Origin of the sequence: Gordonia sp. PvP123, assembly GCF_040547295.1 — a bacterium.
GTDB lineage: Bacteria > Actinomycetota > Actinomycetes > Mycobacteriales > Mycobacteriaceae > Gordonia > Gordonia terrae.
Map to the genome: position 1 here is coordinate 212,557 of NZ_JBEPPN010000005.1, position 23,282 is coordinate 235,838.

At 67.0% G+C, this 23,282-nt stretch carries 21 protein-coding genes, 1 tRNA gene, 1 other RNA gene and 1 pseudogene; 12 read left to right on the top strand and 12 right to left on the bottom strand.

The window, feature by feature from the left end:
• Positions 1-27: 27 nt before the first annotated feature.
• From ABIC25_RS11335 to ABIC25_RS11350, 4 genes are all read right to left on the bottom strand, one after another.
• A complete protein-coding gene (locus ABIC25_RS11335; protein ID WP_354561462.1) occupies positions 28-1,515 on the bottom strand; it encodes a glycosyltransferase 87 family protein in 1,488 nt (495 codons plus the stop codon).
• A gap of 155 nt (positions 1,516-1,670) precedes the next feature.
• Entirely contained in the window at positions 1,671-2,945 is a 1,275-nt protein-coding gene (locus ABIC25_RS11340; protein WP_354561463.1) for an aspartate aminotransferase type Ic, read from the bottom strand.
• A gap of 70 nt (positions 2,946-3,015) precedes the next feature.
• Positions 3,016-3,110, bottom strand: an RNA gene (ffs, locus tag ABIC25_RS11345) — signal recognition particle sRNA small type.
• A 110-nt stretch (positions 3,111-3,220) separates the two neighbouring features.
• Positions 3,221-3,309, bottom strand: a tRNA-Ser gene (locus ABIC25_RS11350).
• Between the two features lie 78 nt (positions 3,310-3,387).
• On the opposite strand from ABIC25_RS11350, the gene ABIC25_RS11355 reads away from it, so the two are divergent.
• Complete coding sequence (locus ABIC25_RS11355) at positions 3,388-4,236, top strand: NmrA/HSCARG family protein (RefSeq protein ID WP_354561464.1); 849 nt, start codon at positions 3,388-3,390, stop codon at positions 4,234-4,236.
• A 30-nt stretch (positions 4,237-4,266) separates the two neighbouring features.
• Entirely contained in the window at positions 4,267-5,214 is a 948-nt protein-coding gene (locus ABIC25_RS11360; RefSeq protein ID WP_354561465.1) for a calcium/sodium antiporter, read from the top strand.
• A 12-nt stretch (positions 5,215-5,226) separates the two neighbouring features.
• Here ABIC25_RS11360 and ABIC25_RS11365 read toward each other — a convergent pair whose 3' ends face one another.
• Positions 5,227-6,312, bottom strand: coding sequence for a DNA polymerase domain-containing protein (locus ABIC25_RS11365; RefSeq protein ID WP_354561466.1), 1,086 nt, complete (start codon positions 6,310-6,312; stop codon positions 5,227-5,229).
• Between the two features lie 2 nt (positions 6,313-6,314).
• Positions 6,315-7,367: an ATP-dependent DNA ligase gene (locus ABIC25_RS11370; RefSeq protein WP_033204651.1), complete on the bottom strand. Its 1,053-nt coding sequence runs from the start codon at positions 7,365-7,367 to the stop codon at positions 6,315-6,317.
• A 135-nt stretch (positions 7,368-7,502) separates the two neighbouring features.
• Here ABIC25_RS11370 and gluQRS point away from each other — a divergent pair, with 135 nt between their 5' ends.
• Positions 7,503-8,411 carry a tRNA glutamyl-Q(34) synthetase GluQRS gene (gene gluQRS / locus ABIC25_RS11375; protein WP_354561468.1) on the top strand — a complete coding sequence of 303 codons (909 nt, stop codon included), beginning with the start codon at positions 7,503-7,505 and terminating at the stop codon, positions 8,409-8,411.
• 11 nt (positions 8,412-8,422) lie between these two features.
• Here gluQRS and ABIC25_RS11380 read toward each other — a convergent pair whose 3' ends face one another.
• Both ABIC25_RS11380 and ABIC25_RS11385 read right to left on the bottom strand, forming a co-directional pair.
• A complete protein-coding gene (locus tag ABIC25_RS11380; RefSeq protein WP_004021573.1) occupies positions 8,423-9,436 on the bottom strand; it encodes a hemolysin family protein in 1,014 nt (337 codons plus the stop codon).
• Complete coding sequence (locus ABIC25_RS11385) at positions 9,429-10,862, bottom strand: hemolysin family protein (RefSeq protein WP_239401999.1); 1,434 nt, start codon at positions 10,860-10,862, stop codon at positions 9,429-9,431. The genes ABIC25_RS11380 and ABIC25_RS11385 overlap by 8 nt, the downstream gene beginning before the upstream one ends.
• A 265-nt stretch (positions 10,863-11,127) precedes the next feature.
• Here ABIC25_RS11385 and ABIC25_RS11390 point away from each other — a divergent pair, with 265 nt between their 5' ends.
• The 5 genes from ABIC25_RS11390 to ABIC25_RS11410 all read left to right on the top strand — a co-directional run bounded on the left by ABIC25_RS11390 (position 11,128) and on the right by ABIC25_RS11410 (position 15,497).
• Positions 11,128-11,787 carry a class II aldolase/adducin family protein gene (locus tag ABIC25_RS11390; protein WP_354561470.1) on the top strand — a complete coding sequence of 220 codons (660 nt, stop codon included), beginning with the start codon at positions 11,128-11,130 and terminating at the stop codon, positions 11,785-11,787.
• Entirely contained in the window at positions 11,784-12,740 is a 957-nt protein-coding gene (locus tag ABIC25_RS11395) for a carbohydrate kinase family protein (protein ID WP_354561471.1), read from the top strand. The genes ABIC25_RS11390 and ABIC25_RS11395 overlap by 4 nt, the downstream gene beginning before the upstream one ends.
• A gap of 244 nt (positions 12,741-12,984) precedes the next feature.
• On the top strand, positions 12,985-13,680 hold the full coding sequence (locus tag ABIC25_RS11400) for a class I SAM-dependent methyltransferase (protein ID WP_354561473.1): 696 nt from the start codon (positions 12,985-12,987) through the stop codon (positions 13,678-13,680).
• A gap of 204 nt (positions 13,681-13,884) precedes the next feature.
• Positions 13,885-15,126 (top strand): MFS transporter, encoded by a 1,242-nt coding sequence (locus tag ABIC25_RS11405; protein ID WP_354561474.1) that lies wholly within the window; start codon positions 13,885-13,887, stop codon positions 15,124-15,126.
• A 5-nt stretch (positions 15,127-15,131) separates the two neighbouring features.
• Complete coding sequence (locus ABIC25_RS11410; protein ID WP_435529075.1) at positions 15,132-15,497, top strand: ArsR/SmtB family transcription factor; 366 nt, start codon at positions 15,132-15,134, stop codon at positions 15,495-15,497.
• Positions 15,498-15,554: 57 nt separating this feature from the next.
• On the opposite strand, the pseudogene ABIC25_RS11415 reads toward ABIC25_RS11410, so the two are convergent.
• From ABIC25_RS11415 to ABIC25_RS11425, 3 genes and pseudogenes are all read right to left on the bottom strand, one after another.
• Positions 15,555-15,796: pseudogene (locus ABIC25_RS11415) on the bottom strand (DUF3703 domain-containing protein); the annotation flags it as partial.
• A complete protein-coding gene (locus ABIC25_RS11420; protein WP_248644412.1) occupies positions 15,780-16,520 on the bottom strand; it encodes a cation efflux transmembrane domain-containing protein in 741 nt (246 codons plus the stop codon). The pseudogene ABIC25_RS11415 and the gene ABIC25_RS11420, both read right to left, overlap by 17 nt.
• Entirely contained in the window at positions 16,520-16,855 is a 336-nt protein-coding gene (locus tag ABIC25_RS11425) for an ArsR/SmtB family transcription factor (protein WP_248644411.1), read from the bottom strand. The genes ABIC25_RS11420 and ABIC25_RS11425 overlap by 1 nt, the downstream gene beginning before the upstream one ends.
• A 479-nt stretch (positions 16,856-17,334) precedes the next feature.
• Here ABIC25_RS11425 and ABIC25_RS11430 point away from each other — a divergent pair, with 479 nt between their 5' ends.
• On the top strand, positions 17,335-18,972 hold the full coding sequence (locus tag ABIC25_RS11430) for an HNH endonuclease signature motif containing protein (RefSeq protein WP_435529072.1): 1,638 nt from the start codon (positions 17,335-17,337) through the stop codon (positions 18,970-18,972).
• Between the two features lie 30 nt (positions 18,973-19,002).
• On the opposite strand, the gene tgt is transcribed toward ABIC25_RS11430, so the two are convergent.
• The gene (tgt, locus tag ABIC25_RS11435) at positions 19,003-20,277 is read right to left on the bottom strand and encodes a tRNA guanosine(34) transglycosylase Tgt (protein ID WP_101820737.1); all 1,275 of its coding nucleotides are present in this window, start codon (positions 20,275-20,277) and stop codon (positions 19,003-19,005) included.
• A gap of 89 nt (positions 20,278-20,366) precedes the next feature.
• Between tgt and ABIC25_RS11440 the strand changes: the two genes are divergently transcribed.
• From ABIC25_RS11440 to gad, 3 genes are all read left to right on the top strand, one after another.
• Entirely contained in the window at positions 20,367-20,873 is a 507-nt protein-coding gene (locus ABIC25_RS11440; protein ID WP_354561477.1) for a hypothetical protein, read from the top strand.
• Positions 20,874-20,939: 66 nt separating this feature from the next.
• Positions 20,940-21,731, top strand: a complete 792-nt coding sequence (locus ABIC25_RS11445) for a MerR family transcriptional regulator (RefSeq protein WP_354561478.1) — start codon at positions 20,940-20,942, stop codon at positions 21,729-21,731.
• Between the two features lie 112 nt (positions 21,732-21,843).
• Positions 21,844-23,268 carry a glutamate decarboxylase gene (gene gad, locus ABIC25_RS11450; RefSeq protein ID WP_248644408.1) on the top strand — a complete coding sequence of 475 codons (1,425 nt, stop codon included), beginning with the start codon at positions 21,844-21,846 and terminating at the stop codon, positions 23,266-23,268.
• The last annotated feature ends 14 nt before the right edge of the window (positions 23,269-23,282 follow it).

The following is a 23,282-nucleotide window of genomic DNA, read 5'->3' on the forward strand; positions in this document are numbered from 1 at the left end:
CGACCCGTGACACTCGATGAGCGTGCCTCACACTGGCGGAGTAGACCCCTGTTCGGGTGTCTCGCTGACGGGTTCGCCGTCGGTTCCGACCAGGTCATCGGACATGCCGTGGACGTGGTCGGTGGGCTCGGACGGGCGGTCGGACTCGCGTGGTCCGGACTCGTCGCCGCTTCTCTCCGCTCGCCGCCGGTCCTCGGCCCCGGAGCCGCCCGCATCACCGGTCGGCAAGCCGCCGTCGGCGATGACAGCGGCCGCGACGCCGGCCGGGATGACCGGGTCGGAGGTCGACGGTCCGCGGCTGCCGACCATCCGCAGGCCGACGACCGTTGCGATGAGCACACCGAGGTAGGCCCACAGGTAGGGGCTGACGGTGAACCAGTTCAGCCACCGGATGTGGGTCTTGACGTACAACCCCGTGTAATAACCGTCGGGGATCAGCGCGGGCACGTGCGTCGGCCACGAGAACGCGAGGAGCACGAGAGCCGCGACACCAACACCCGCCCACACCCGCGGGGTGCGCGGGCGTCGGACGTCGAGGACCAGATGGATCCCGATGACCAGGATCGGGATGAACCAGACCCAGTGATGGCCCCAGGACATCGGCGACACGACGCACGCGGTCATGCCGACGATGCTGATGGCCAGGAGTTCCTGGCCCTTGCGATGGGCGTAGGTCGCGACCGCGAAGCCGACCGCGAGTGCCGCCAGGACCACGACGAGCCACAGGAGCGTCGGCGGATTGTCGGTGTCGAGGTGGTTGGCGAGCATGCCGCGGAGGGACTGGTTGCCGCGCAACTGCGCCGACCCGACCCGGTCGGACTCGAACAGTTTTCCGGTCCAGTACGACCACGAATCCCCCGGCAACACCGCGAAACCGATCACCACGGTGGTGGCGAAACCGCCGATGACCCCCGCGAGGGCGCGCCAGTTCCGCTGCACCAGGAAGTATCCGGCGAAGATGAGGGGTGTCAGCTTGATGCCGGCGGCGACGCCGGTCCAGAACCCCTTGAGGCGTCCACCGTCCGGACGCGTCAGGTCCGCGAGGATGACGAGCATCAGGAAGACATTGATCTGTCCGTACCAGATGGTCGTCCGCACCGGCTCGAACAACATCGCCACCGCGACCAGCGACACCGCGATGACGCGCAACGGCCAGGTCACCGGTCGGCCGAGGCTACGGAAGCTCAGCATGATCACCAGGTAGAGCGCCACGACGATGCCCGCGGTCCACAGCGGACGCGCGAGGTCGAAGGACACCCAGGCCAGCGGACTGAACAACAGCGCGGAGAACGGCGAATAGGTGTAGTCCAGGTCGCCGACCATCTTGACGTCGTAGAGGCTGATGCCTCCGGTCACCGACCGGGCGCCCGCCTGATACACCGCAAGGTCGATCTGATTGTTCAGCAAACCCCAGAACTGGGCGCCCAAGGGTACGACGACGTCCTGGAGCGCCAGTGCGATGACCCCCACGACGGCGAAACCGGTTGCGAGAAGAACCGGCCTGGGCAGATTCACGATTTGAAAGCCTGTCACAAAGTGGCGTGCACGCCAGCGCACTCGCCGGAGAATGAGAGCAATCTAACGCCGCGGTCGGCGCGTTGCCGGTGTGTCGGCACCGTCCGCGGCTTCCACGGCCGCCATGTCAGCGGCCGCGGGTGCGCGCGACGACCTCAGCTGGACCGGGCGAGGAGTGTCTCCGCCGCCGCCAGCAGAACGCACGTGGACACCCCGTCCATCGCGGCTCGCAGGTCGTCGGTGTTCGGGAACGTCGGTGCGAGGCGGATGTTCTGATCGTGCGGATCGGTCTTGTACGGGAACGCCGATCCGGCCGCGGTGAGAGCGATACCGGCCTCTTTGGCCAACTCGATGGTGCGTCGGGCCGCGCCGTCGACGACGTCGAGGCTGATGAAGTAGCCGCCCTCCGGCTCCGACCACGACGCGACCTTCGACTCCGTGAGGCGATCGTCGAGGATGTCGAGCACGAGCTGGAACTTCGGGGCGAGGATCTCCCGGTGACGGGCCATGTGCGCCCGCACGCCGTCGGCATCGCCGAAGAACTTGAGGTGACGCAGCTGATTGACCTTGTCGGGTCCGATGGTCTTCAGCGAGAGGTACTTGCTGAACCAGGCCAGGTTCTCCGGCGACGAGCCGAAGAACGAGACGCCGGCGCCGGCGAAGGTGATCTTCGACGTCGAGCCGAGGACGTACACGCGGTTGGGGTGGCCGGCGGCCGCGGCCATCTCGACGATCGGCAGCGCGGCGGGCGGGTTCTCCACCAGGGTGTGCACCACGTAGGCGTTGTCCCAGTAGATCCGGAAGTCGGGGGCTGCGGGCATCTCCAGCAGACCGCGGGCGGTCTCTTCGGAGAAGGTGACGCCGGTCGGGTTGGAGTAGGTCGGCACGGCCCACATGCCCTTGATGCTCGGGTCGCCGGCCACGAGTTCGGCGCACACCCGCACGTCGGGACCGTCGGGAAGCATCGGCACCGGGATCATCTCGATGCCGAGGCTCTCGGTGATCGCGAAGTGGCGGTCGTACCCGGGCGAGGGGCACAGGAACTTGATCGGCTCACGACCCCACGGCGCATCGGAGTCGGCGGTGCCGTGCAGCATCCCGAACACGGTGAGGTCGTGCATGATCTCGAGACTCGAGTTGCCGAGCGCGAGGAGGTTGTCGGGGTCTACGGCGAGCAGCTCGCCGAAGATCCCGCGCAGCTCCGGGAGTCCGTTGAGTCCGCCGTAGTTGCGGGTGTCGGTGCCCGCCCCGTCGCGGTACTCGTCGCCCGGGAGGGACAGCAGGCCGTTGGAGAGGTCGAGCTGCTCGGGAGCCGGCTTGCCGCGGGTGAGGTCGAGCTTCAGGCCCAGAGCGCGCAGTGACTCGTACTGCTTGGTCAGATCCGCCTGGGTCTCGCGAAGCTGGTCGGCACTCATCGAGTGGAAGTTCAACGTGGGCCCTCTCGCGGCTCGACGCCGGTGCGGGTGGCCGACGCCGCAGACCTAGAAGATGTGTATCGGATATAGGGGACCCCGCGCACCCGAGAGAGCCCGTTGACCCTTGCTGCCTTCCGGCCCTGGGGGAGTTCACAGGATGCACGCCGCGCGGGATCCGTCGTCCAGTGTAGCGAGGGCCTCCGGCGGGGCGACACCACCCCCGGCCCAGTCGTTACAACGACGAAGGTCCGCGGTGCACCCGGCGAGCGGGCGTCACTGCGGACCTTCGGTGGCGGAGGATAGGGGATTCGAACCCCTGAGGGCTGTTAACCCAACCCGCGTTCCAGGCGAGCGCCATAGGCCACTAGGCGAATCCTCCAACGTCGAGATGATAGCCGCCGAGCGTGCACCAACCCAAACCGTCCGGCGGGGGCATCACACCGCTAGGGTCGACGGCATGGCGGATACCTCTCCTGTTGTTGTCGTCGGAGCCACCGGAGGGCAGGGCGGCGCCGTGCTCGATGCGCTGCTCGACGCCGGTTTCCCCGTCCGCGCCGTCGTGCGGGACGCGGTGTCGAGCAAGGCGGCACGCCTGGCCGATCGGGGTGTCGAACTCGCGGTCGGCGACATCGTGAGTGGCGTGGGTCTGACCGAGGCGTTCACCGGGTCCGCAGGCGTGTTCGCACTCACCACGCCGTTCGAGTCCGGGGTCGGCGCCGAGATCGGACAGGGTCGCGCACTCATCGAGGCGGCCACGTCCGCATCGATCCCGTACCTCGTGTTCTCCTCGGTCGCCTCGGCCGATCGCCAGACCGGCGTGCCGCATTTCGATTCCAAGTTCGAGGTCGAGCAGATGCTGGCGGCCACCGAGATCCCGCACACGATCGTCGGCCCGGCCTATTTCTTCGACAACCTGCTCGGCGGCGCCGACGCCCTAGCGGCAGGCGTGATGCCGATCGCTATGCCCGCCGACAAGCCGCTGCAACAACTCTCGCGGCGCGACCTCGGACGACTGGTCGCCACCCTGTTCGCCGCACCCGAGGTCCACGTCGGGCAGCGCATCGACCTCGCGTCCGACCAGCCGACGCCGGCCGAGATGGCGCGCATCATCGGCGAGGTCCTCGGCACCACCGTCACCGCGGAGTCCTACGACCCGGAACGCATCGAGTCCGAGGACATCCGGGCGATGTTCACCTTCCTCGGCGGGCGCGGCTACGAGGTCGACATCCCGACGCTGCATCGACGATTCCCCGATGTCGGCTGGCAGAGCTTCGCCACCTGGGCCGCGGAGGCGCTGCGCCGCTGATCACCCCGCAACGGTCGGGAAGGAGTCCGGATGGTCCTCGACGCCGCGCTGATCCTGGCGGGCCTGGCCGGACTGATCGTCGGCGCGGAGTTCCTGGTCCGCGGTGGGTCGGCGATCGCGAGCCGGCTCGGTGTCTCTCCCCTGCTGGTCGGGCTCACGATCGTCTCCATCGGGACCAGCATGCCGGAGCTCGCCGTGGGCATCGATGCGTCCCTGAACGATGCGGGTCCGCTCGCGGTCGGCAACATCGCGGGCACCAACATCGTCAATCTCCTTCTCATCCTCGGCCTCTCGGCTGCCCTGGTACCACTCGCGCTGGGACGTCAGACCATTCGGCTCGACCTGCCGGTCATGACCGCCAGCGCACTGCTACTCCTGGTGTTGAGCCTGAACGGCGACCTGAACCGTCTGGACGGCGTGCTGCTCCTGGCGGTCGCGGTTGCCTACACCGTGACCGCCATCCGCGTGGAAGTGAAGGCCAGGGCGTCGCCGACCGTCACCGACGAGCTCCCCGCCACCGGTGGACCGGTCTGGGGCCGGGTACTCGAACTGCTCGGTGGGATCGTCTTGATCGTGCTCGCGGCCGACTGGCTCGTCCGCGGATCGGTGGACGTGGCAACGGAGCTGGGCGTCAGCGAGGCGTTCATCGGCCTCACCGTGGTGGCGATCGGCACGTCCGCACCCGAGCTCACGACGACCATCATGTCGACGCTCCGCGGCAACCGCGACCTCGCCATCGGCAATCTCATCGGGTCGAGCGTCTACAACATCACCTTCATCCTCGGCGTGACCGCACTGGTACGGCCGCTCGAGGTCACCGATGACCTGATCCGGGTGGACCTTCCACTGATGGCCGCCGTTGCGTTGCTGTGCATTCCGGTGTTCCTCTCCGGGCGGCGGGTGTCCCGGTACGAGGGCGTCGCGTTCGTGGCTCTCTACCTGGTCTACCTGGGGCTCTTGATCGCGTTCCGTACCTGACGGCTCCGCTCCTCACCCATCGGAACGTCGATTCCCCTTCTCGTCCCAGTGCTCGGCGACCTTCTTGCTCGGCTGCACCCGCGGCGGCTCGCCCGGCATCTTGGGGTAACTGGGCGGATAAGGCATGTCACCCAAGCCGTTTGCGTCGTCGGCCTGCACCATCTCCAGGAGCTTCTCGACGCCGCGCCGATGGTCGGCGATGTCGGCCCACGGATCGCCACGATCCGCGAGGAGCTTCGGGACGGTCGCGATGGTGCAGTCGTCCGGGTCGACATCGGCGAGTTCGTCCCACGTCACCGGCGTCGACACCCGCGCGCGGGCGCTGCGTCGAACGGAATACGGTGACGCCATCGTCCGGTCGCGGGCGTTCTGGTTGTAATCGATGAAGATCCGTTCTCCGCGTTCCTCTTTCCACCACGACGTGGTGACCGCATCCGGGTCGCGGCGTTCGAGTTCGCGGGCGAGCGCGATCACGCAGCGTCGGGTCGCGATGAAGTCCCACAGCGGCTCGATGGGCACGTACACGTGCACTCCGCGCCCGCCGGAGGTCTTCGCGAAACCGACGAAACCCAGGTCGTCGAGCAGCGGCTTCAACCCCTCGACAGCCACGCGCCGGACGTCTTCGAAGGTCGTGCCGGGCTGCGGATCGAGGTCGATGCGGAGCTGGTCGGGGTGATCGTTGTCGGGATGCAGCGTCGGCCAGGTGTGGAAGGTGACCGTCCCCAGATTGGCGCCCCACACCAGGTCGGCGGGCACCGTCGGCCGGATCGCATCGCCGGTTCGCTTGGACGGGAACACGATCGGAGTCGATTGCACATGCTCCGGACGCTTCTTCGCGATGTGCTTCTGATAGATCTCCTCGCCCTCGACCCCGTCGGGGAAGCGCTGCAGGAACGTCGGCCGATCGCTGGCCGCGTGCATCAACGGGCCCTCGCCGCTCTCCTCGACTCCCAGCGCGACGGTGCGGTAATACCCCACGAGATCCCGCTTGCGGCCCCCGTTCTCGCCGAGTTCGGGGAAGTAGATCTTGTCCGGGTTGCTCATCCGGACGGCGATTCCGTCGACGTCGAGTTCCTCTGCGGGAGAGCGAGATGCCATGGTCATTCTCCTTCGAGGACGTCGTGGAGATCGTAGGTGAGGGGGACCTCGAGCTGGTCATAGCCGCAGCTCTCCGGGTCCCGATCGGGCCGCCACCGCAGGAACTTCACGGTGTGCCGGAAGCGGTGGTTCTCCATCTGGTCGTAGGCGAACTCCGCGACCAGTTCGGGACGGATCGGAATCCACTCCCCCGACTTCTCCGATCGCCAGCGCGTCGGCTCACCCGGTGACGCCTTCTCGGGGTCGAGGCGCATCGGCTCGAACATCTGCTGCAGCTCGATCCGCTTCGCGTCGGAGAAGGCACCGGCCCCACCGACCATCCGCAGTTCGCCGTCGTCGCCGAACAATCCGAGCAGCATCGAGCCGATCCCGGTCCCCGACTTGTGGATTCGATACCCGAAGATCACGCAGTCCGCGGTGCGCTTGTGTTTGATCTTCAGCATCTCCCGCTTGTTCTCGACGTACACGCCGTCGAGTCGTTTGGCGACGACACCGTCGAGCCCGGCACCTTCGAAGGCGGAGAACCAGTCCTCGGCGACCGCGGGGTCGCTCGTCACCCGGCTGACATGCACGCGACGATCCCGCCCACCCGGACCGACGGCCCGCAGCAGCGCCTCCCGTCGTACTTCGAACGGTTCGGCCATCACGCTCGTCGACGCCAGCGCCAGCGCGTCGAAGCCGATGAAGATCGCCGGGGTCTTCTCGGCGAGCATGGTCACGCGCGACTCGGCGGGATGTATCCGTTGCGCCAGCGAGTCCCAGTCCAACCGGTGGGTGTCACCGATGAGGGCGGGCACCCCGATCTCGCCGTCGAGGACCACCTTCTCGGGCAGTTCGTCTTTCACCGCCGCGACGATCTCGGGGAAGTACCGTGCCAGGTCCTTGCCGCCTCGCGATCCGATCGTGACCTCGTCGCCGTCGCGGAAGACCAACGCGCGAAAACCATCCCATTTGGGTTCATACGACCACGCCACCGAACCGTCCGGTTGCGGCGGCACGCTGGTCACCGCCTTGGCCAGCATCGGCGCTACAGGCGGCATGACCGGGAGATCCATGAAACTCATCGTTCCTCACTCGTCGACGCGACCGCAACGCCTACGCGCCGCCGCGTACCCGGGGGCGTGGTCCGGGCCGCACAGGCAGACCGGTCCCGACGACGATTCTCATCGCGGGGCGGTAATCTCGACGCGATGTCGACGCCGCGAGCGGGCCGGTACGCGCCCTCCCCCTCCGGGGACCTCCACGTCGGCAACCTGCGGACCGCGCTCCTCGCGTGGCTCTTCGCGCGTAGCACCGGCCGGCAGTTCCTGATCCGGATGGAGGATCTCGACCGCGCCGTCCCGGATGCCGACTCCCGCCAGCTGTCCGACCTCGCGGCCCTGGGCATGGACTGGGACCCGCCCGTCATCCATCAGACGGACCGGCTCGCCACATATCGCGCCGTCATCGCCGACCTCCGCGATGCCGGTCGCACCTTCGAGTGCTTCTGCACCCGCCGCGAGATCCTCGAGGCGCCGTCCGCGCCGCATGCGCCGCAGGGCGCCTATCCCGGTACATGCCGTGACCTCACCGCGGCCGAGCGCGACGAACGCCGCGCCACCCGCCCACCCGCGATCCGGCTCCGCGCCGATGTCGAGGTGTTCGGCGTCGACGACCTGCTGCACGGCGCGTACTCGGGCGCGGTCGACGACTTCGTGTTGCAGCGCAACGACGGCACCCCGGCCTACAACCTGGCCGTGGTCGTCGACGACGCCGCGCAGGGTGTCGATCAGGTCGTCCGCGGCGACGATCTGCTGTCCTCGGCACCGCGCCAGGCCTACCTGGCGACGCTGCTCGGATCGACCCCGCCGGAGTACGCGCACGTCCCGATGGTGCTGAACGCCAACGGGATACGGCTCAGCAAACGCGACGGCGCGGTCACCCTGTCCGACCTCGCGGACGAGGGCATCTCGACGTCGACAGTGCTGTCCCGCATCGCCCACTCGCTGGGCCTCGGGGGCCGGGACGAGCCCGTGACCCTCCCGCTGCTGGCCGAACGTTTCAACCCGGCGGCGCTGCCGACCGAGCCGTGGTTCCTCACGTCCGGCGAGTGGACCTAGCGGCACCCCTCCTACGCCGTGGTGGCCAGCAACCGCTGGAGCACGTCGTTGATCGTGATGAGCCCGACCGCGCGGCCGTCATCGGTGACCAGCGCGAGGTGAGCGCGCTGTTCGCGCATGGCGGTGAGTGTCTCGTACACCGGCTGACCCGACTCGACGCTGAGGACCGGACGCATGAGATCGGCCGCCGTGGCGCCCGGCGACGCGCTCAGACTGTCGCGGACGTGCACGACGCCGCGGACGGGCGCCGCCGATGCGTCGTCGCGGACGAGCAGTCGCAGGTGCCCCGAGGTCCGGCCCGCCGTCTGGATCTCATCGGTGTCCGCGGTCGGACCGACGGCGGCCAGATGGTCGTTGGGCGTCACGACGTCTCCGACGGTCAACGACTCCAGTTCCAGCGCACTCGTCAGGTGGGCGTGGTACCGCTCGTCGAGCGTGCCCACGGTGGCCGAGTGCTCGACCAGATGTCGGAGGGCATCGCTGTCCTGCCCCGTCGCGACCTGATCGACGGCTTCGACGCCGACGCGCTTGAGGCACCAGTTGGCCAGGTTGTTGAGCTGGACGATGAACGGGCGGGTGACCCACATGAAGGCGCGCATCGGGATCGCCAGCATGATCGCCGACTTCTCGGGGTGGGCGATCGCCCACGACTTCGGCGCCATCTCGCCGACGACGAGGTGGAGGAACGTCACGATGATGAGGGCGAGGACGAAGCCGATCACATCGGCCGACCAGTACGGCAGCCCCCATCCCGCGAACAGCGGCGTGAGCCAGTAGTGCACGGCCGGTTTCGTGATCGAACCCAGTGCGAGCGTGCACACCGTGATACCGAGCTGCGATCCGGCGAGCAGTACCGACAGTTCCGATGCGCTGCGGAGTGCCGCGCGGGCGCTGCCGCTGGTCGCGGCCGCATCCTCGAGCCGGTGCCGCTTGGCGGCGATCAGTGCGAACTCGATCGCGACGAAGAAGGCGCTCGACGCGATCAGGGCCACTGTGATGGCCGTGATGACCCATGGGTTATCCATTGTCTCGCCCCTCTCCGCTCTCGGCCGGATTCTTCGCGTGCGTATGCGTCTCGTCTTGGGCAACGCTGATCGACAGCAGCGCGGGAACCCGCTTGTCCACTTCGAGCACCGTGGCCCGCACGGTGCGGGGTGGCGCCTCGTCGTCGTCGAGCAGGGTCGACGGGTCGGGTTCGATCGCGATCGTGACCGTGTCGCCGACCTCGGGCAGTCCGACGAACTCGGCGATCACCAGACCGGCCATCGTCTCGTAGTCGCCTTCGGGTAGGTCCCAGCCGACGGTCCGGGAGACCTCGTCGACATGTGCGTCGCCACGCACACGCCAGCCCTCGGGGATCTCCTCGATGGCGACGGTCGACTCGGGATCGTGTTCGTCGTCGATCTCGCCGACCAGTTCCTCGGCGATGTCCTCGGCGGTCACGACGCCGGCGAAGCCGCCGTACTCGTCGATGACCACCGCCATCTCGTCATGGGCGTCCGCGAGGTTCTCCAACACCTCGGGCAGCGGGAGCGTGGAGGGCACGACCACCGCCCGACGGCAGAGATCGACCGCGGTGGCGTTCTGATCAGCTTGCGGCGGTTGCTGTTTCAGCGCATGAGTCCACTCGAGCAGATCCTGCAGGTGGATCACGCCCCGCACCTCGTCGTCACCGCCGGCGAGTACGGGATAACGCGTGTGCCCGGTACTCATCAGGGTCAGCACGTCGCCGGCCGGCAGATCCGCATCGACATGATCGGTGTTCGGCCGCGGGATCATTGCGTGTTCTGCTGTGCGCGTAGGGAATTCGAGTACGCGGTCGAGCAGTACGGACAGATCGTCGGGTAGATCGCCGGCGTCCCGGGACTCGGCCACGATGTGCTCGAGATCGCGCACCGACGCCGAATGCTCGACGTCGTGGACGGGTTCGATGCGCAGCGCCCGGAGCAACAGGTTCGACGACTTGTCGAACAGGGCGATGAGCCAGCCGAACACGGCCAAATAGATCGTGGTCGAGCGAGCGAGCCACCGTGCGACCGGCTCGGGCCGGGCGATGGCGAGGTTCTTGGGGAACAGTTCACCGAAGACCATCTGCACGACGGTCGAGAAGATGATCGCGATGATCGTGCCGATCGCGACGCCCACACCGACCGGGATGCCGACGCCGCCGAGCAACTCCCCGACGCCGGAACCGATCAGCGGTTCGGCGACGTAACCGACGAGAAGGCCGGTGACGGTGATGCCCAGCTGCGCGCCGGAGAGCATGAAGGATGTGCGGCGGGTGACCGCGAGCGCGCGTTTCGCGGCAGCGTCACCGGCTTCGGCACGGGCTTTGAGGCGGGACCGGTCGACCGCCATGTAGCCGAATTCCTGGGCCACGAAGTAACCGGTGAGGGCGGTGATCAGAAAGACCACCAGGATTCCGAGTCCGATTCCGAGGAGGGTCAGCATGTGACCGCCCCGGTGCCGGTGCCGGGCGGAACACCCGGATGATTCAGTTCAGAACAGGGGGCCGACTGGTGTCGTCGGCGTTTTCGGCGCTTTCCGCGTCTCATCGTCTCTCTCGCTGGTGCTCGGCTGTTCCATACCGGGTGCCGAGCGCTGAGGCATGTGGGTAAATGTCCGGTATGTGGTCCCAACGTACCCAACGCGCCGCGAGTTCCGCGACACGCCCGGCGATGTCTTCCCACGGCCCCCGGGTCTACACCCACGTCCGATGACGTTCTCGTCGCTGCGCAAGCAGGTCGCCGAGGCCGCTCGACGGGTGGCCGCCGAAGGCCTCCTGATCGGCACCGCGGGCAACCTGTCGGCCCGCGCGGGCGACCACGTCGCCATCACCGGGACCGGGATCGTCCTCGCGGAATGTTCGGCAGCCGACGTCACGGTCGTGTCCCTCTCCGGCGACGTCGTCGACGGGATGATCGCCCCGTCCTCCGAGCTCGACCTGCACCTTCGCGTATACGAGCGAACGAGTGCCCAGGCGATCGTGCACACGCACGCACCCTTCGGCACCGCGGTTGCCTGTGTGAGCGGACTGACCTCGCTGCCGGTGCTGCACTATCAACAGCTCGGTCTCGGTGGCGCGATACCGATCGCCCCCTATGCGACGTTCGGCAGCCCGGAACTGGCGGAGATCGTCGCCGGCGCCCTGGTCGACACACAGGTCGCGCTGATGGCGAATCACGGTTCGGTGGCACGCGGTTCCAGCCTGGCCGACGCCGTGGCGAACGCCCTGCTGTTGGAATGGCTCGCCACGTTGTACCACCGGGCCAGCAGCATCGGCCGACCCCGAGAGCTGACCGCCGACGAACAACAGTCCACTGTCGCCCAGGCGATCCGACTGGACTACGGGACCCCCAAGGAGAACCGCACGTGACACCCTCCTCCGCGACGACCGCTCCCCTCACGATCGCGACCGTGGGCGTCCATGTGCTGGACATACATGTCGTCGGTATCGATTCCATCCCGGCGGGTTCCGACGGCGCGTTGGTCGAGTCCATCGGCTTTTCGGCGGCCGGTACCGCGGGCGGCACCGCGCTCGTGCTCAGCCGGTTGGGCGCCTCGGTCCGAACCCACGGCGCGATCGGCGGCGACCCGATCGGGCGATCGCTGACCGCGCTGCTCGACGCCGAGGGCGTCGACACGCGCGGCCTCGTGCTCAAGGACGGGGTCCAGACGTCGTCGTCGGTCATACCCGTGCGGCCCAACGGGGACCGGCCCGCGTGGCACTGCATCGGAGCCAATGCCCAGTTCGTCCTGGACGACCTCGCCTCGGGCGCGCTCGACGGGCTCGATCATCTGCACCTCGGCGGACCCGAATTCCTCGGCGGCCTGGTGGCCGCCGAACTCCTGGGCCGCGCCCGCGACCGCGGGATCACGACGTCGGCGGACCTGCTCTCCGGTGGCGACCCCGGGCTCCTCGAGTGGATCGGCGAGGCGCTTCCCCACCTCGACTACCTGCTGCCCAACGACGAGCAGACCCGCGGCCTGACCGGCTCCGACGACCTCGAGAACGGCGCACGAGCGCTCCTCGGGCTCGGCGTCGGATGTGTGGCACTCACCCGCGGCGCCGAGGGTGCGCTGGTCGTGACCGCCGACGACGCGATCGGGGTACCCGCGTTCCCGGTGGACGTCGTCGACACCACCGGGTGCGGTGACGCGTTCTCCGCCGGATTCCTCACCGGTCGGCTCCGCGGGCTCGATCTCGCCGACTCCGCCGAACTCGGTTGCGCTGTCGCCGCGCATGTCGCGCAGGGCATCGGAACCGCCGCGAACTCCTACGACCTCGCCGCGATCGAGACGTTCCGGCAATCCCGCGCCGCCACCTGAGCGTCGGCACCATCATGCCGTGGGCGGTGGACACACCGTGGTGGGTTCACGCCGCCAACTACACCGGGCACGAACCTCGCATGTTCTGCGTGATGTGTCGGGTCATCGGTGAGAGTTCTACATCAAGACATTGACTGCGAGATGGCCAGAGACACCAGACCGAATCGCACAGGAGTCGTCATCACCTCACCGTCGCACACGTCGACCTCATACCGGGCCTGTTGCTGCATGCCACGATGGCGAGGTGCGCAAAGAAGGAGACGCGTGGAACCACAACATCCACTACTACAACAAAGCCCTCGACGCCGCGCCGACGAACACACGCACTGCTCTTGACGTGGGCACTGGTGATGGACTCCTGGCGATTCGTCTCGCTGAGAAGTTCCCTGAGGTCACCGGTATCGATTCGGACGCCGAGAGCATCGCCCGTGCTCGGTCGAGCGCCCCGGCAGACATCACCTGGATCGCCGGGGATGTTCTGACTTACAAGCTGCCCGAAGCTCACTACGACCTCGTGGTCGCCGTCGCCACCGTTCATCATTTCCCTGAGCTTGCCGTCGGACTCGAGCGGCTGGCCGAACTCACCGCTGCCGGCGGCACCCTTGTTGTGATCGGCTGCGCCCGTAGCTCATCCGCGTATGATTTCGCCTGCGACCTGGTAGGAACGGCGCAGCACCAGGTCTTGTCTCGCACTCGCGGCTTCTGGCAGCACAATGCCCCTGTACGGATGCAGTTTCCGCATACCTTCGTCGAGGTCAGGCAGATCGCCGCCGCGGTACTTCCCGGTATGAAGTGGCGTCGACTACCACTGTGGCGATACTCGATCACCTGGCACAAACCGAGCCAGCGGCACAGAGAGCCGCCTGGCGGGGCGCTACCCGGACCGTGGGCATCCTACTTCGCCGAGGCCTGCAAATGTCATGTCGCAAGACATCGGTGACACTTCTGCATCACGACATCGGTGACAGTGTCAGCGATCCTGGTGGTGACACTTCTGCATCAACGGGTCAGGACTGACGATGCCCCCTTGCCGTGTTGGCGGTACGGAGCTGTCTGAGCGGAACACCCGAAAAGGGCATTGTGTGCGCACGTGCGCACATATATGGTTGAGGCTCGTCCAGTTCACTGCGGAGGGAGTCTTGCCGTGTGGGATGTGTTGCGCTACCGCACATATCGACGGTTGTTTACCGCGCAGGTCGTCGCGCTGGTCGGCACGGGCTTGCTCACCATCGCGCTAGGTCTGCTCGCGTTCACTATCGCCGGCAGCAATGCGGGGGCGGTGTTGGGCACTGCGCTGGCCATCAAGATGCTCGCTTACGTGGGCGTTGCTCCGGTAGTCACTGCACTGACCGAGCGGTTCCCACGCACGCGGGTCATGGTGAGCGCCGATCTGATCCGCGGCGGCATCGCTGTGTTGTTGCCCTGTGTCGATGACGTGTGGCAGATCTATGTCCTGATCTTCTTGTTGCAGGCCGCGTCAGCAACGTTCACCCCCACCTTCCAGGCGGTGATACCTGTCGTCCTCGAGCGCGAGGACGACTACACCAAAGGCTTGTCGCTGTCACGGCTCGCGTACGACCTCGAGGCAGTGATCAGCCCTGTACTCGCCGCGGCACTACTGACCGTCATCAGCTACAACCAGGTATTCCTCGCGACCTCGGTCGTATTCGCAATCTCGGCGATCCTCGTCGCGAGTTGCCCACTGCCACCTCAATCTTCGAACGGTCAGGCCCGGCAACCGCTGGTGAAACAGATCACCAAAGGCGCCCGCGTGATGGTGGCGCGGCGGCCGCTACGGGGCCTGCTGGCGCTCAACCTCGTGGTCGCCGCGGCCACCGGCATCGTCGTGGTGAACACCGTGGTCTACGTCCGCGGCATGCTCGGCGGATCCGAAGCAGGTGTGGCTATCGCGCTAACTTCCTATGGGGCGGGATCGATGATCATCGCCCTAGCACTCCCCAAACTTCTCACCACCAGCACCGACCGACAAGTGATGCTGGCCGGCGCCGCCGTTGTGCCCGCCGGGATGGTGCTGCTGTGCGTGCTCATCGCCACCGACCCTGCGCCTGGCATCGGTTGGGGATTGCTGATCCTCACCTGGGCAACCCTGGGCGCGGCGACCTCGCTGATCACCACCCCCTCCGCCAGGCTGCTGCGCGCATTCTCCTCCGACAGCAACCGCCCAGCGGTCTTCACCGCCCAATTCTCGCTCTCACACGCCTGTTTCCTGCTCACCTATCCCATTGCCGGATGGGTGGGAGCGGGCCCCGGTCAGCTCACTGCCGCGCTCGTTCTGGTCTGCCTGGCTACACTCGCAGCCATCACAGCCGCCACGCTGTGGCCGGCACACACTGAGTCCGACGTGCCGGCGGAGGCTGAAAGGTGAGCGTCATCAGTACCCGAGAGCGCAGCAGCGATCCAGCGGCAAGCCTGGCCCACCTCAACGAACCCGACGACACCCGCCTGGCGGTGGCCGCCGAGACCTTCCGCATGCTCGCCGACCCCACCCGCCTGCACATCCTGTGGCTACTCGCACAAGCAGAAGCAGACGTCACCACCCTCACCGAGGCCTGCCACACCTCACGCACCGCCGTCAGCCAACACCTGGCCAAGCTCCGATTCACCGGCCTCGTTGCCAGCCGCCGAGACGGCCGCCGCGTCATCTACACCCTCGCCGACGGCCACCTCACCCGCCTCGTCCGCGAAGCCCTCAACCACGCAGACCACCAAGTCACCGGCGAAGCCCCCCACGACTGACGACCGCCACGAGCGTTATCTGCTCGTGGCCTGGTTCAGCGCCTCTTCGAGGTCGTCGATCGAGGTGGGTTCCAGCAGGATGATGCGCACGATCTGCCCGAGAGCTTCGCGCCGACATGCTGACGCACAGCGAATCTGAACATGGCGACGTGATTCGCGGTGTGCAACCACGGGTCCGGCTGAGACACGTTGTGGGCGCGCTCGAGGTGATGCCACCGCTGCTCGGCCACCTCGGTGACGGCCGCCGCTGCCATCTCTGACCAGTAGAGGCCACGGGCGGCGTCACTGATGCGAGCCATTGCCAGCCCCCTCGGCGCAGCACGAGCACCGATGGTCCTGACCGCCGGTCTCGCCGGCACCGGCGAGCTGGCCGACAGGGGCGCAGCAGGCATCGCCCTTCCACGCGTTGATGCCCTCACGCACGGCGATCGCCGCGATCACCAAGGCGGCGATCGGATCGGCCCACGACCAGCCGAACAGGCTGTTGAGCAGCAAACCGACCAGCAGCACCGCCGACAGATACGTGCACAACAGGGTTTGCTTGGAGTCGGCCACCGCACTCAATGAACCGAGCTCGCGCCCTGCGCGGCGTTCAGCCCATGACAAAAGCGGCATAATCGCCAAACTGACCGCGGCCAACGCGATGCCGATCGAGGAATGCTCGGCGTCGCCACCCACGCCCAGCAACGTGCGGATCGAGTCGACGCTCACGTACGCCGCCAGCGCGAAGAACGAGAACGCGATGATCCGTAGCGCGACCTTCTCCCGCCGTTCGGGATCTTTGCCGGCGAATTGCCAGGCAACCGCCGCGGCCGAGGACACCTCGATCACCGAATCCAGGCCAAAGCCGATCAGCGCGCCCGAGGAGACCCGGGCACCCTCGCTGATCGCGATGACGGCTTCGATCACGTTGTAGGTGATGGTTGCCGCGACAAACCAGCGGATGCGGCGCTGCAGCAGCTCGCGCCGCTCCACGCTCAACGACGGGCGTCCCACACTCGGTAGGCCCAATTCCGCGGACATCAGCAGCACCCCTGGTCGTCGGACTCGGGACAGCACGCCGGGTCGACCGCCAACACCAACCCGAGCAGATCATCGAGCGCATGCCCAATCCGACTGTCAGCCAGCTCATATCGACTGCGCCGCCCCTGCGGCACCACAACCACCAAACCGCATCCGCGTAGGCAGGCCAGATGATTCGACAACACCTGCCGCGACACCCCGATTTCCTCGGCCAACTCCGCCGGATACGCCCCACCGTGCCGCAGCCGCAACAACACCTGCGTTCGCGTCGAATCCGACAAGGCGTAACCGAAACGAGTCAGGGCGTCGCGCTGACTCACAGCAACCGTCTCCACACACGAGACGATACATAAATTCCTGTATTCAGGTAACCCTGTACGGCGCGTGGCCGAGACGTCGTTTCAGTGTGCGCACCACCTCGACTTCACGCCAGGTACTACCGGGACTGCCACAGGGAGCCGACGCGCCCGATTCTTGTGTTCCCACACCGTCACCGTGGTCTCAGTTCGAGGTGCGACAGTCGATGCCCAGGCGATGACTGTCAACGAACTCATCGATCCTGTTGTGCGGCCAGCAATCTCACAGTGGCCTGATGATGCACCGCGCGGTGGGCTCGCATGTGTCCTCCAGTGAAACCACCGATGCCGCGATCACCGTGTTCGACAAGGCCTTGCCGCCCATGGCGCACCCCGGCGACTGCTCTCCGACAACGGGCCCGCGTTCAACCCCTCGCACCGGGGTCGCATAGGTCAACTCGTAGCCAAAACCCGCGGAATTCCCTTGACTCGAACACATATTCGAGTACAGTGGAGTCATGTCATCGGGGGCGGGGGCCGGATCCACCACACCGGTGGACCCATCACAGCATTCCGTCGAACCGCGCCTTCGTCCCGACAATGAACTCTCCGCCGCCGAACTCGTCGAGGTCTTGAATCATTGCGCCGGCCTGGCGGCCGCGTCTGCGTATCGAATGATGACCGTTGCCAGTCTCATTCACGACGAACGCGAAATGGACTACACCCAGCGGCGCGCTGAGGTGCACACCGGCGAACTCGACTCCATCGAAGCCTTCGACGCCCTGTCGGCACGCGTCGCCGCCGGGGAGAACCCGTACGAGCAGTTCGGCCCGACCGGCCTCGAACAGGCCATCGCCGAAGTCGGCGCCACCCTCACGGTCACCCCGGCCGAAGCGAAAGAACTCATCGAGGCCGGCGACGCACTGCGCTACCGGCTCGCGTTCACCGGACACGCACTCGCCTGCGGTCGAATCGACAAGCGCCGCTTCCTGATCGCCCTCAAGCGCACCGAACTGATCACCGACGACGAAGAAATGCAGACCGTCGACGCCCACCTCGCCGAAGCGATCTTCGCCCGAGCAACGATGTCGACCACCCGCTTCACCGCCATGGTCGACGCGATCGTCGCGACATGGGCACCCGAGGCGATCCGGCGACGCAAGGAACGGGTGACCAAAGACCGCAAGGTGACCGTCACCCCCGATCGGTTCACGCCCGGACAGTCCCGGATCTCCGGCACGCTCCCCGTCGCCGACGCTGCCGAGTTCGACGCCCGCCTCTCGTCGATGGCCGGCGACGTCCACGCCGGCGATCCACGAACCTTGCCCGAGCGCCGCGCCGACGCCCTCAAAGCACTAGCCCGCAGCCAAACGTCGATCGCCTGCCAGTGCCACGACTGCACCAATGCCGCAACCGAATCCGACAACGCAGCGGTTCAGGACATCGACGACACACGTCGTGTCGACGAGGCACCAGTCGCCGACCCGCCCGGGCCGACCGCCTCCCCGTCGCCATCACAGGCTCCGCGCGCGACCTTTCACATCGTGGTGAACCTGTCGACGCTGATCGGCCTCGACGACGACCCCGCGTTCCTCGACCGGCTCGGCATCGTCGACGCCGACACCGCCCGAACCCTCCTCGCCGAAGCCCGACGCACCTACATCCAGCCGGCACCGGCCGACGCCGGCCCGCCAGTGGCAACCACCGACCCGGCGTCCCGATACACCCCATCGAAGAAGCTGCAGGCGTTGGTGCGTGCAGGAGAACTGTGCTGCACCTTCCCCGGCTGCAATGCGCCGGTGTGGCAGATCGATCTCGATCACACCGACCCGTTCGACCACACCGACCCACGACGCGGCGGACCGACCGATGCGCGCAATCTGAAACCGCTGTGCCGGTTCCACCACCGAATCAAGACCTTCACCAGCTGGCAGGACCACCAGGACGACTTCCTGACGGCCTGGTTCACCACACCCACCGGGCACATGTTCGTCGGCAACGCCTTCAGCGGGCGGGACCTGTTCAACCGACTCGCCCCGAGACGGCCACCCGACCACCCCGCACGAGCCGAACTGAAACGGTTGCGCGACAACGATTTCCGACGCCAGCAGCGTGCCGAGAAACGCTGGAACGACGCCAACCCACCGCCCTTCTGAACACCGCCGTCACCGACGCGGTGGGCGAAGTCATGCGTCGCGCGACGCCCCGTAATAGCGGCGAAGGAATTCGTCGCGGTACTCGGTGTACGTGCCGTTCTCGATGGCCTCGCGGGCCCGGTCGACGAGCGTGACGATGAAGGACACGTTGTGCAGTGTGGCGAGGGTCGGGCCGAGTCCTTCCTTCGCCTTGAACAGATGGTGCAGATATGCGCGGCTGTACTGCGACGTGTAGTTCTCGACCTCGGGGTCGAGCGGACGGAAGTCGCTGCGGTACTTGGCGTTGGTGACGTTGTACCGGCCGTCGAGTGAGTAGATGGCACCGTTGCGGGCGACCCGCGTCGGCGACACACAGTCGAAGGTGTCCACCCCGTTCTCGATGGCGGTGAAGATGTCGTCCGGTTCACTGATCCCGAGCAGGTGTTTCGGCGAGTCCTCCGGCAGCTCGTCGTTCACCCATCCGACTATCGTGCCGAGGTTGTCCTTCTCGAGCGCCCCGCCGATGCCGTAGCCGCCGAACCCCTTTCCGCCGGCCCCGCGATCCGCCTCGCTGAGGGCGACGAGGTCGCGAGCCGCCTTGCGCCGCAGATCCTCGTACTGGGCACCCTGGATGACACCCCACAGGGCCTGCTGCGGCCGATGAGCGCGCTCGACGCTCAACCGATTGTGTTCGTCGAGGCACCGGATCGCCCACAGCCGGGTCCGCTCCAGCGAATTCACCTGATAGTCGCGGGTGTTCATCAGCGTGGTGAGTTCGTCGAAGGCGAAGATGATGTCGGCGCCCAGCTGGTGTTGGATCTGCATCGACACCTCCGGGGTGAAGCGATGCGTCGAGCCGTCCAGGTGCGACTTGAAGGTCACCCCGTCGTCGTCGACCCGCGACAGCCGTTCCTTGCCGTTGGCGGTCAGGTCGTCGTCGGGGGTGCCGGTGGCCTCCATCGAGATGACCTTCTTGAATCCCGCACCGAGCGACATCACCTGGAATCCGCCGCTGTCGGTGTAGGTGGGTCCTCGCCAGTTCATGAACGCGCCGAGCCCGCCCGCGGCGTCGATGATCTCCGGACCCGGCTGCAGGTACAGGTGGTAGGCGTTGGCGAGCACCGCCTGGGCGCCGAGGGCCGAGACCGATTCCGGCAGTACCGTCTTGACCGTCGCCTTGGTACCGACGGGCACGAACGCCGGGGTGTGGATCGGCCCGTGCGGCGTGGTGATCGTCCCCGTGCGCCCGCGGGTGCCGGGCAGGGTGGTGCCGATGGCGTACGTGGGGTCGGCGAGTTCGGTTCCGGTACTGCTCACGTCCTGCATCTTCGCAGGTCCAGCGCGCCCGCCCAAACCGGCGCGGGTGGCGATGACCTGTTCGGAGCGCGCCACCCCATTCGCTACCGTGGGGAACCATGTCGCGCAGAACTCGTCCCACCGGTGCCACCACGAGCCGCCCTCGCCGAACGATCAAGGTCGCCGCGACGGCCGTCGGACTCGCCGCGGCGATGTCGACGCTCCTGGCGTGCGGCGCGGAACAGGACGTGACCACCGCCTCGTCGACCACCCAGGCCGGCGCTGCGGAGTCCGTACCGCAGTCCGCCGAACAACCCGCCACGTCGCCCCCGGTGGTCCCTGGTCGCAAGCCCGTGTCGTCGACGCCGACCTCCAGCGCAGTCGCATCCGACGACTCCGACACCTCCTGCGGCACGATCCCCGGCCCCGACGGCTCGTTGCGGGTCATGGTGCTCGCCGGCGACGTGGCCTGCGACTCGGCGCGCACCATCGCCACCCAGTACGGACCGAAGATCACCACCGGCCAGCAGCAGTCGATCGCCGGCTGGACCTGCGCGCCGTCGCAACTCGAGGGCGTCCTCGCCGCCTGTCAGAAGGGCACCACGGTCATCGGCTTCGCACCGTGAACCCGACGACAGCCCGAACCCCCCACACTTGACCCTCACGCGACGTCAGGCAGCAGGGTAGGTGCCGTGAGCGAGGAAAAGCGCACCGAGAGCGACAACGTCCGCGATCTGACCGTGGGTGTCGTCGCCGGGCTGGTGGGGGTCAGCGTCCGCACCCTGCATCACTACGACCAGATCGGTCTGGTGGTGCCGTCCGGCCGGACGCCGGCCGGGTACCGCGTGTACGACGACACCGACGTCGAACGACTCCACCAGGCACTCACCTACCGTGAGCTGGGCTTTTCCCTCGAGCAGATAGCGACCCTGCTCGACGACCCCGATGCGGACCCGCTGAGTCATCTCCAGACCCAGCGCGAGATCCTCACCGGCCGGATCGATCGCCTGCTCCGGATGGTCGCAGCACTGGAGGAGATGATGAACGCCAAGAAGAAGGGCATCACCCTGTCGGCGGCCGACCAGGCCGAGATCTTCGGAGACGACTGGCCCGGCGAGGAATACGCCGCCGAAGCCGAGGAACGCTGGGGAAACACCGAGGCATGGACACAGAGCCGGCAGCGGACCGCCCAGTATTCCAAGGAGGACTGGCAACGGATCAAGGACGAGACCGACGATCTCGAGCGCCGTCTGGCCGAGGCGATGCGTCGCGACGTGACACCCGGTTCGGCGGAGGCCAACGCGCTCGCCGAGGAGCACCGGGCTCAGATCGGTCGCTTCTACGACTGCGACCACGCCATGCAGGTCTGCCTCGCCGACATGTACGTCGCGGACCCGCGGTTCACCGAGCACTATGACGAACACGCGCCCGGGCTCGCCGTCTACCTGCGAGAGGTGATCCGAGCCAACGCGGCGCAACAGTGACCGATGCCGGGCACGGTCGTCGAACACCGGAGGATGAGTTCGACGACCGTGCGCGGGCGGTTCACTCACGAAGCGCTCCGAAAGTGGTCCGGTTCGACTAGCTTCGGTGCACATGACCACCGACCCGGGCGTTCACAACCAGTCCGGTGGCGCCCGCGCCACCACCAACATCGGCGATGCGATGACCCTGCGCACCGTCTTCACCCGCGATGGAGAGGCCACCGACCTCCCCAAGTTCGCGCTGGGTGACTCGATGTTGTTGCCCGAGACGGCATATCAGATCGTCCACGACGAGGCGATGCTCGACGGCAATGCTCGCCTCAACCTCGCGACCTTCGTATCCACGTGGATGGACGACGAGGCGCAGAAGCTGTACGCGGAGACCGTCGACAAGAACATGATCGACAAGGACGAGTATCCGCAGACGGCGGCCATCGAGGACCGGTGCTGGCGCATCCTCGCCGACCTGTGGCACAACCCGGACGTCGACAACGCGATCGGCACCTCCACGATCGGTTCGTCGGAGGCGTGCATGCTCGGTGGACTCGCCCTCAAGCGGCACTGGCAGACCCGACGCCGTGCCGAGGGCAAGTCGACCGAGAACCCCAACATCGTTCTCTCGACCGCGGTCCAGGTGTGCTGGGAGAAGTTCTGCAACTACTTCGAGGTCGAGCCGAAATGGGTGCCCATCAGCCCCGACCACCTCGTGCTCGACGGCCACGAACTCGAGAAGTACGTGGACGAGAACACCATCGGCGTCGTCGCCATCATGGGTCAGACCTACACGGGCATGTACGAGCCGGTGACCGCGATCGCGGCGAAGCTGGACGAGATCCAGGCCGAGACCGGCCTCGACGTCAAGATCCACATCGACGGGGCGTCGGGTGCCATGATCGCCCCCTTCTGCCAGCCGGATCTCGAGTGGGATTTCCGCGTCGATCGGGTGGTCTCGATCAACACCTCCGGCCACAAGTACGGGCTGGTCTATCCCGGTGTCGGATGGATCGTGTGGCGCAACACCGACGCGTTGCCGGAGAGCATGGTGTTCCACTGCTCCTACCTCGGCGGCGACATGCCGACGCTCGCGCTCAACTTCTCGCGCCCCGGCGCCCAGGTCCTGTTGCAGTACTACATGTTCCTGCGACTCGGCCGCGACGGCTTCACCCAGGTCCAACAGGGCTCTCTCGATGTGGCGCAATGGCTTTCCGGCCAGATTTCCCAGATCGACGGTCTCGAACTGGTCAGCAAGGGCGACACCATTCCGGTCTTCGCCTGGAAACTGAAGGCCGGGCACAGCGAGAACTGGAACCTCTACGACCTGTCCGACCGGCTACGCATGAAGGGCTGGCTGGTACCCGCCTACCCGATGGCCGACGACCTCGCCGACCTGACCGTCCAGCGAATCGTCGTGCGCGCCGGGCTGAGTCACGACCTCGCCCGGGCCCTCATCGCCGACATCCGGGCCGAGGTCGACTTCCTCAATCGTCTCGAGAGCCCGATGCCTCGCGAGGGGGACGGGTCACACTTCCACCACTGACCCTGCCGGTTGAG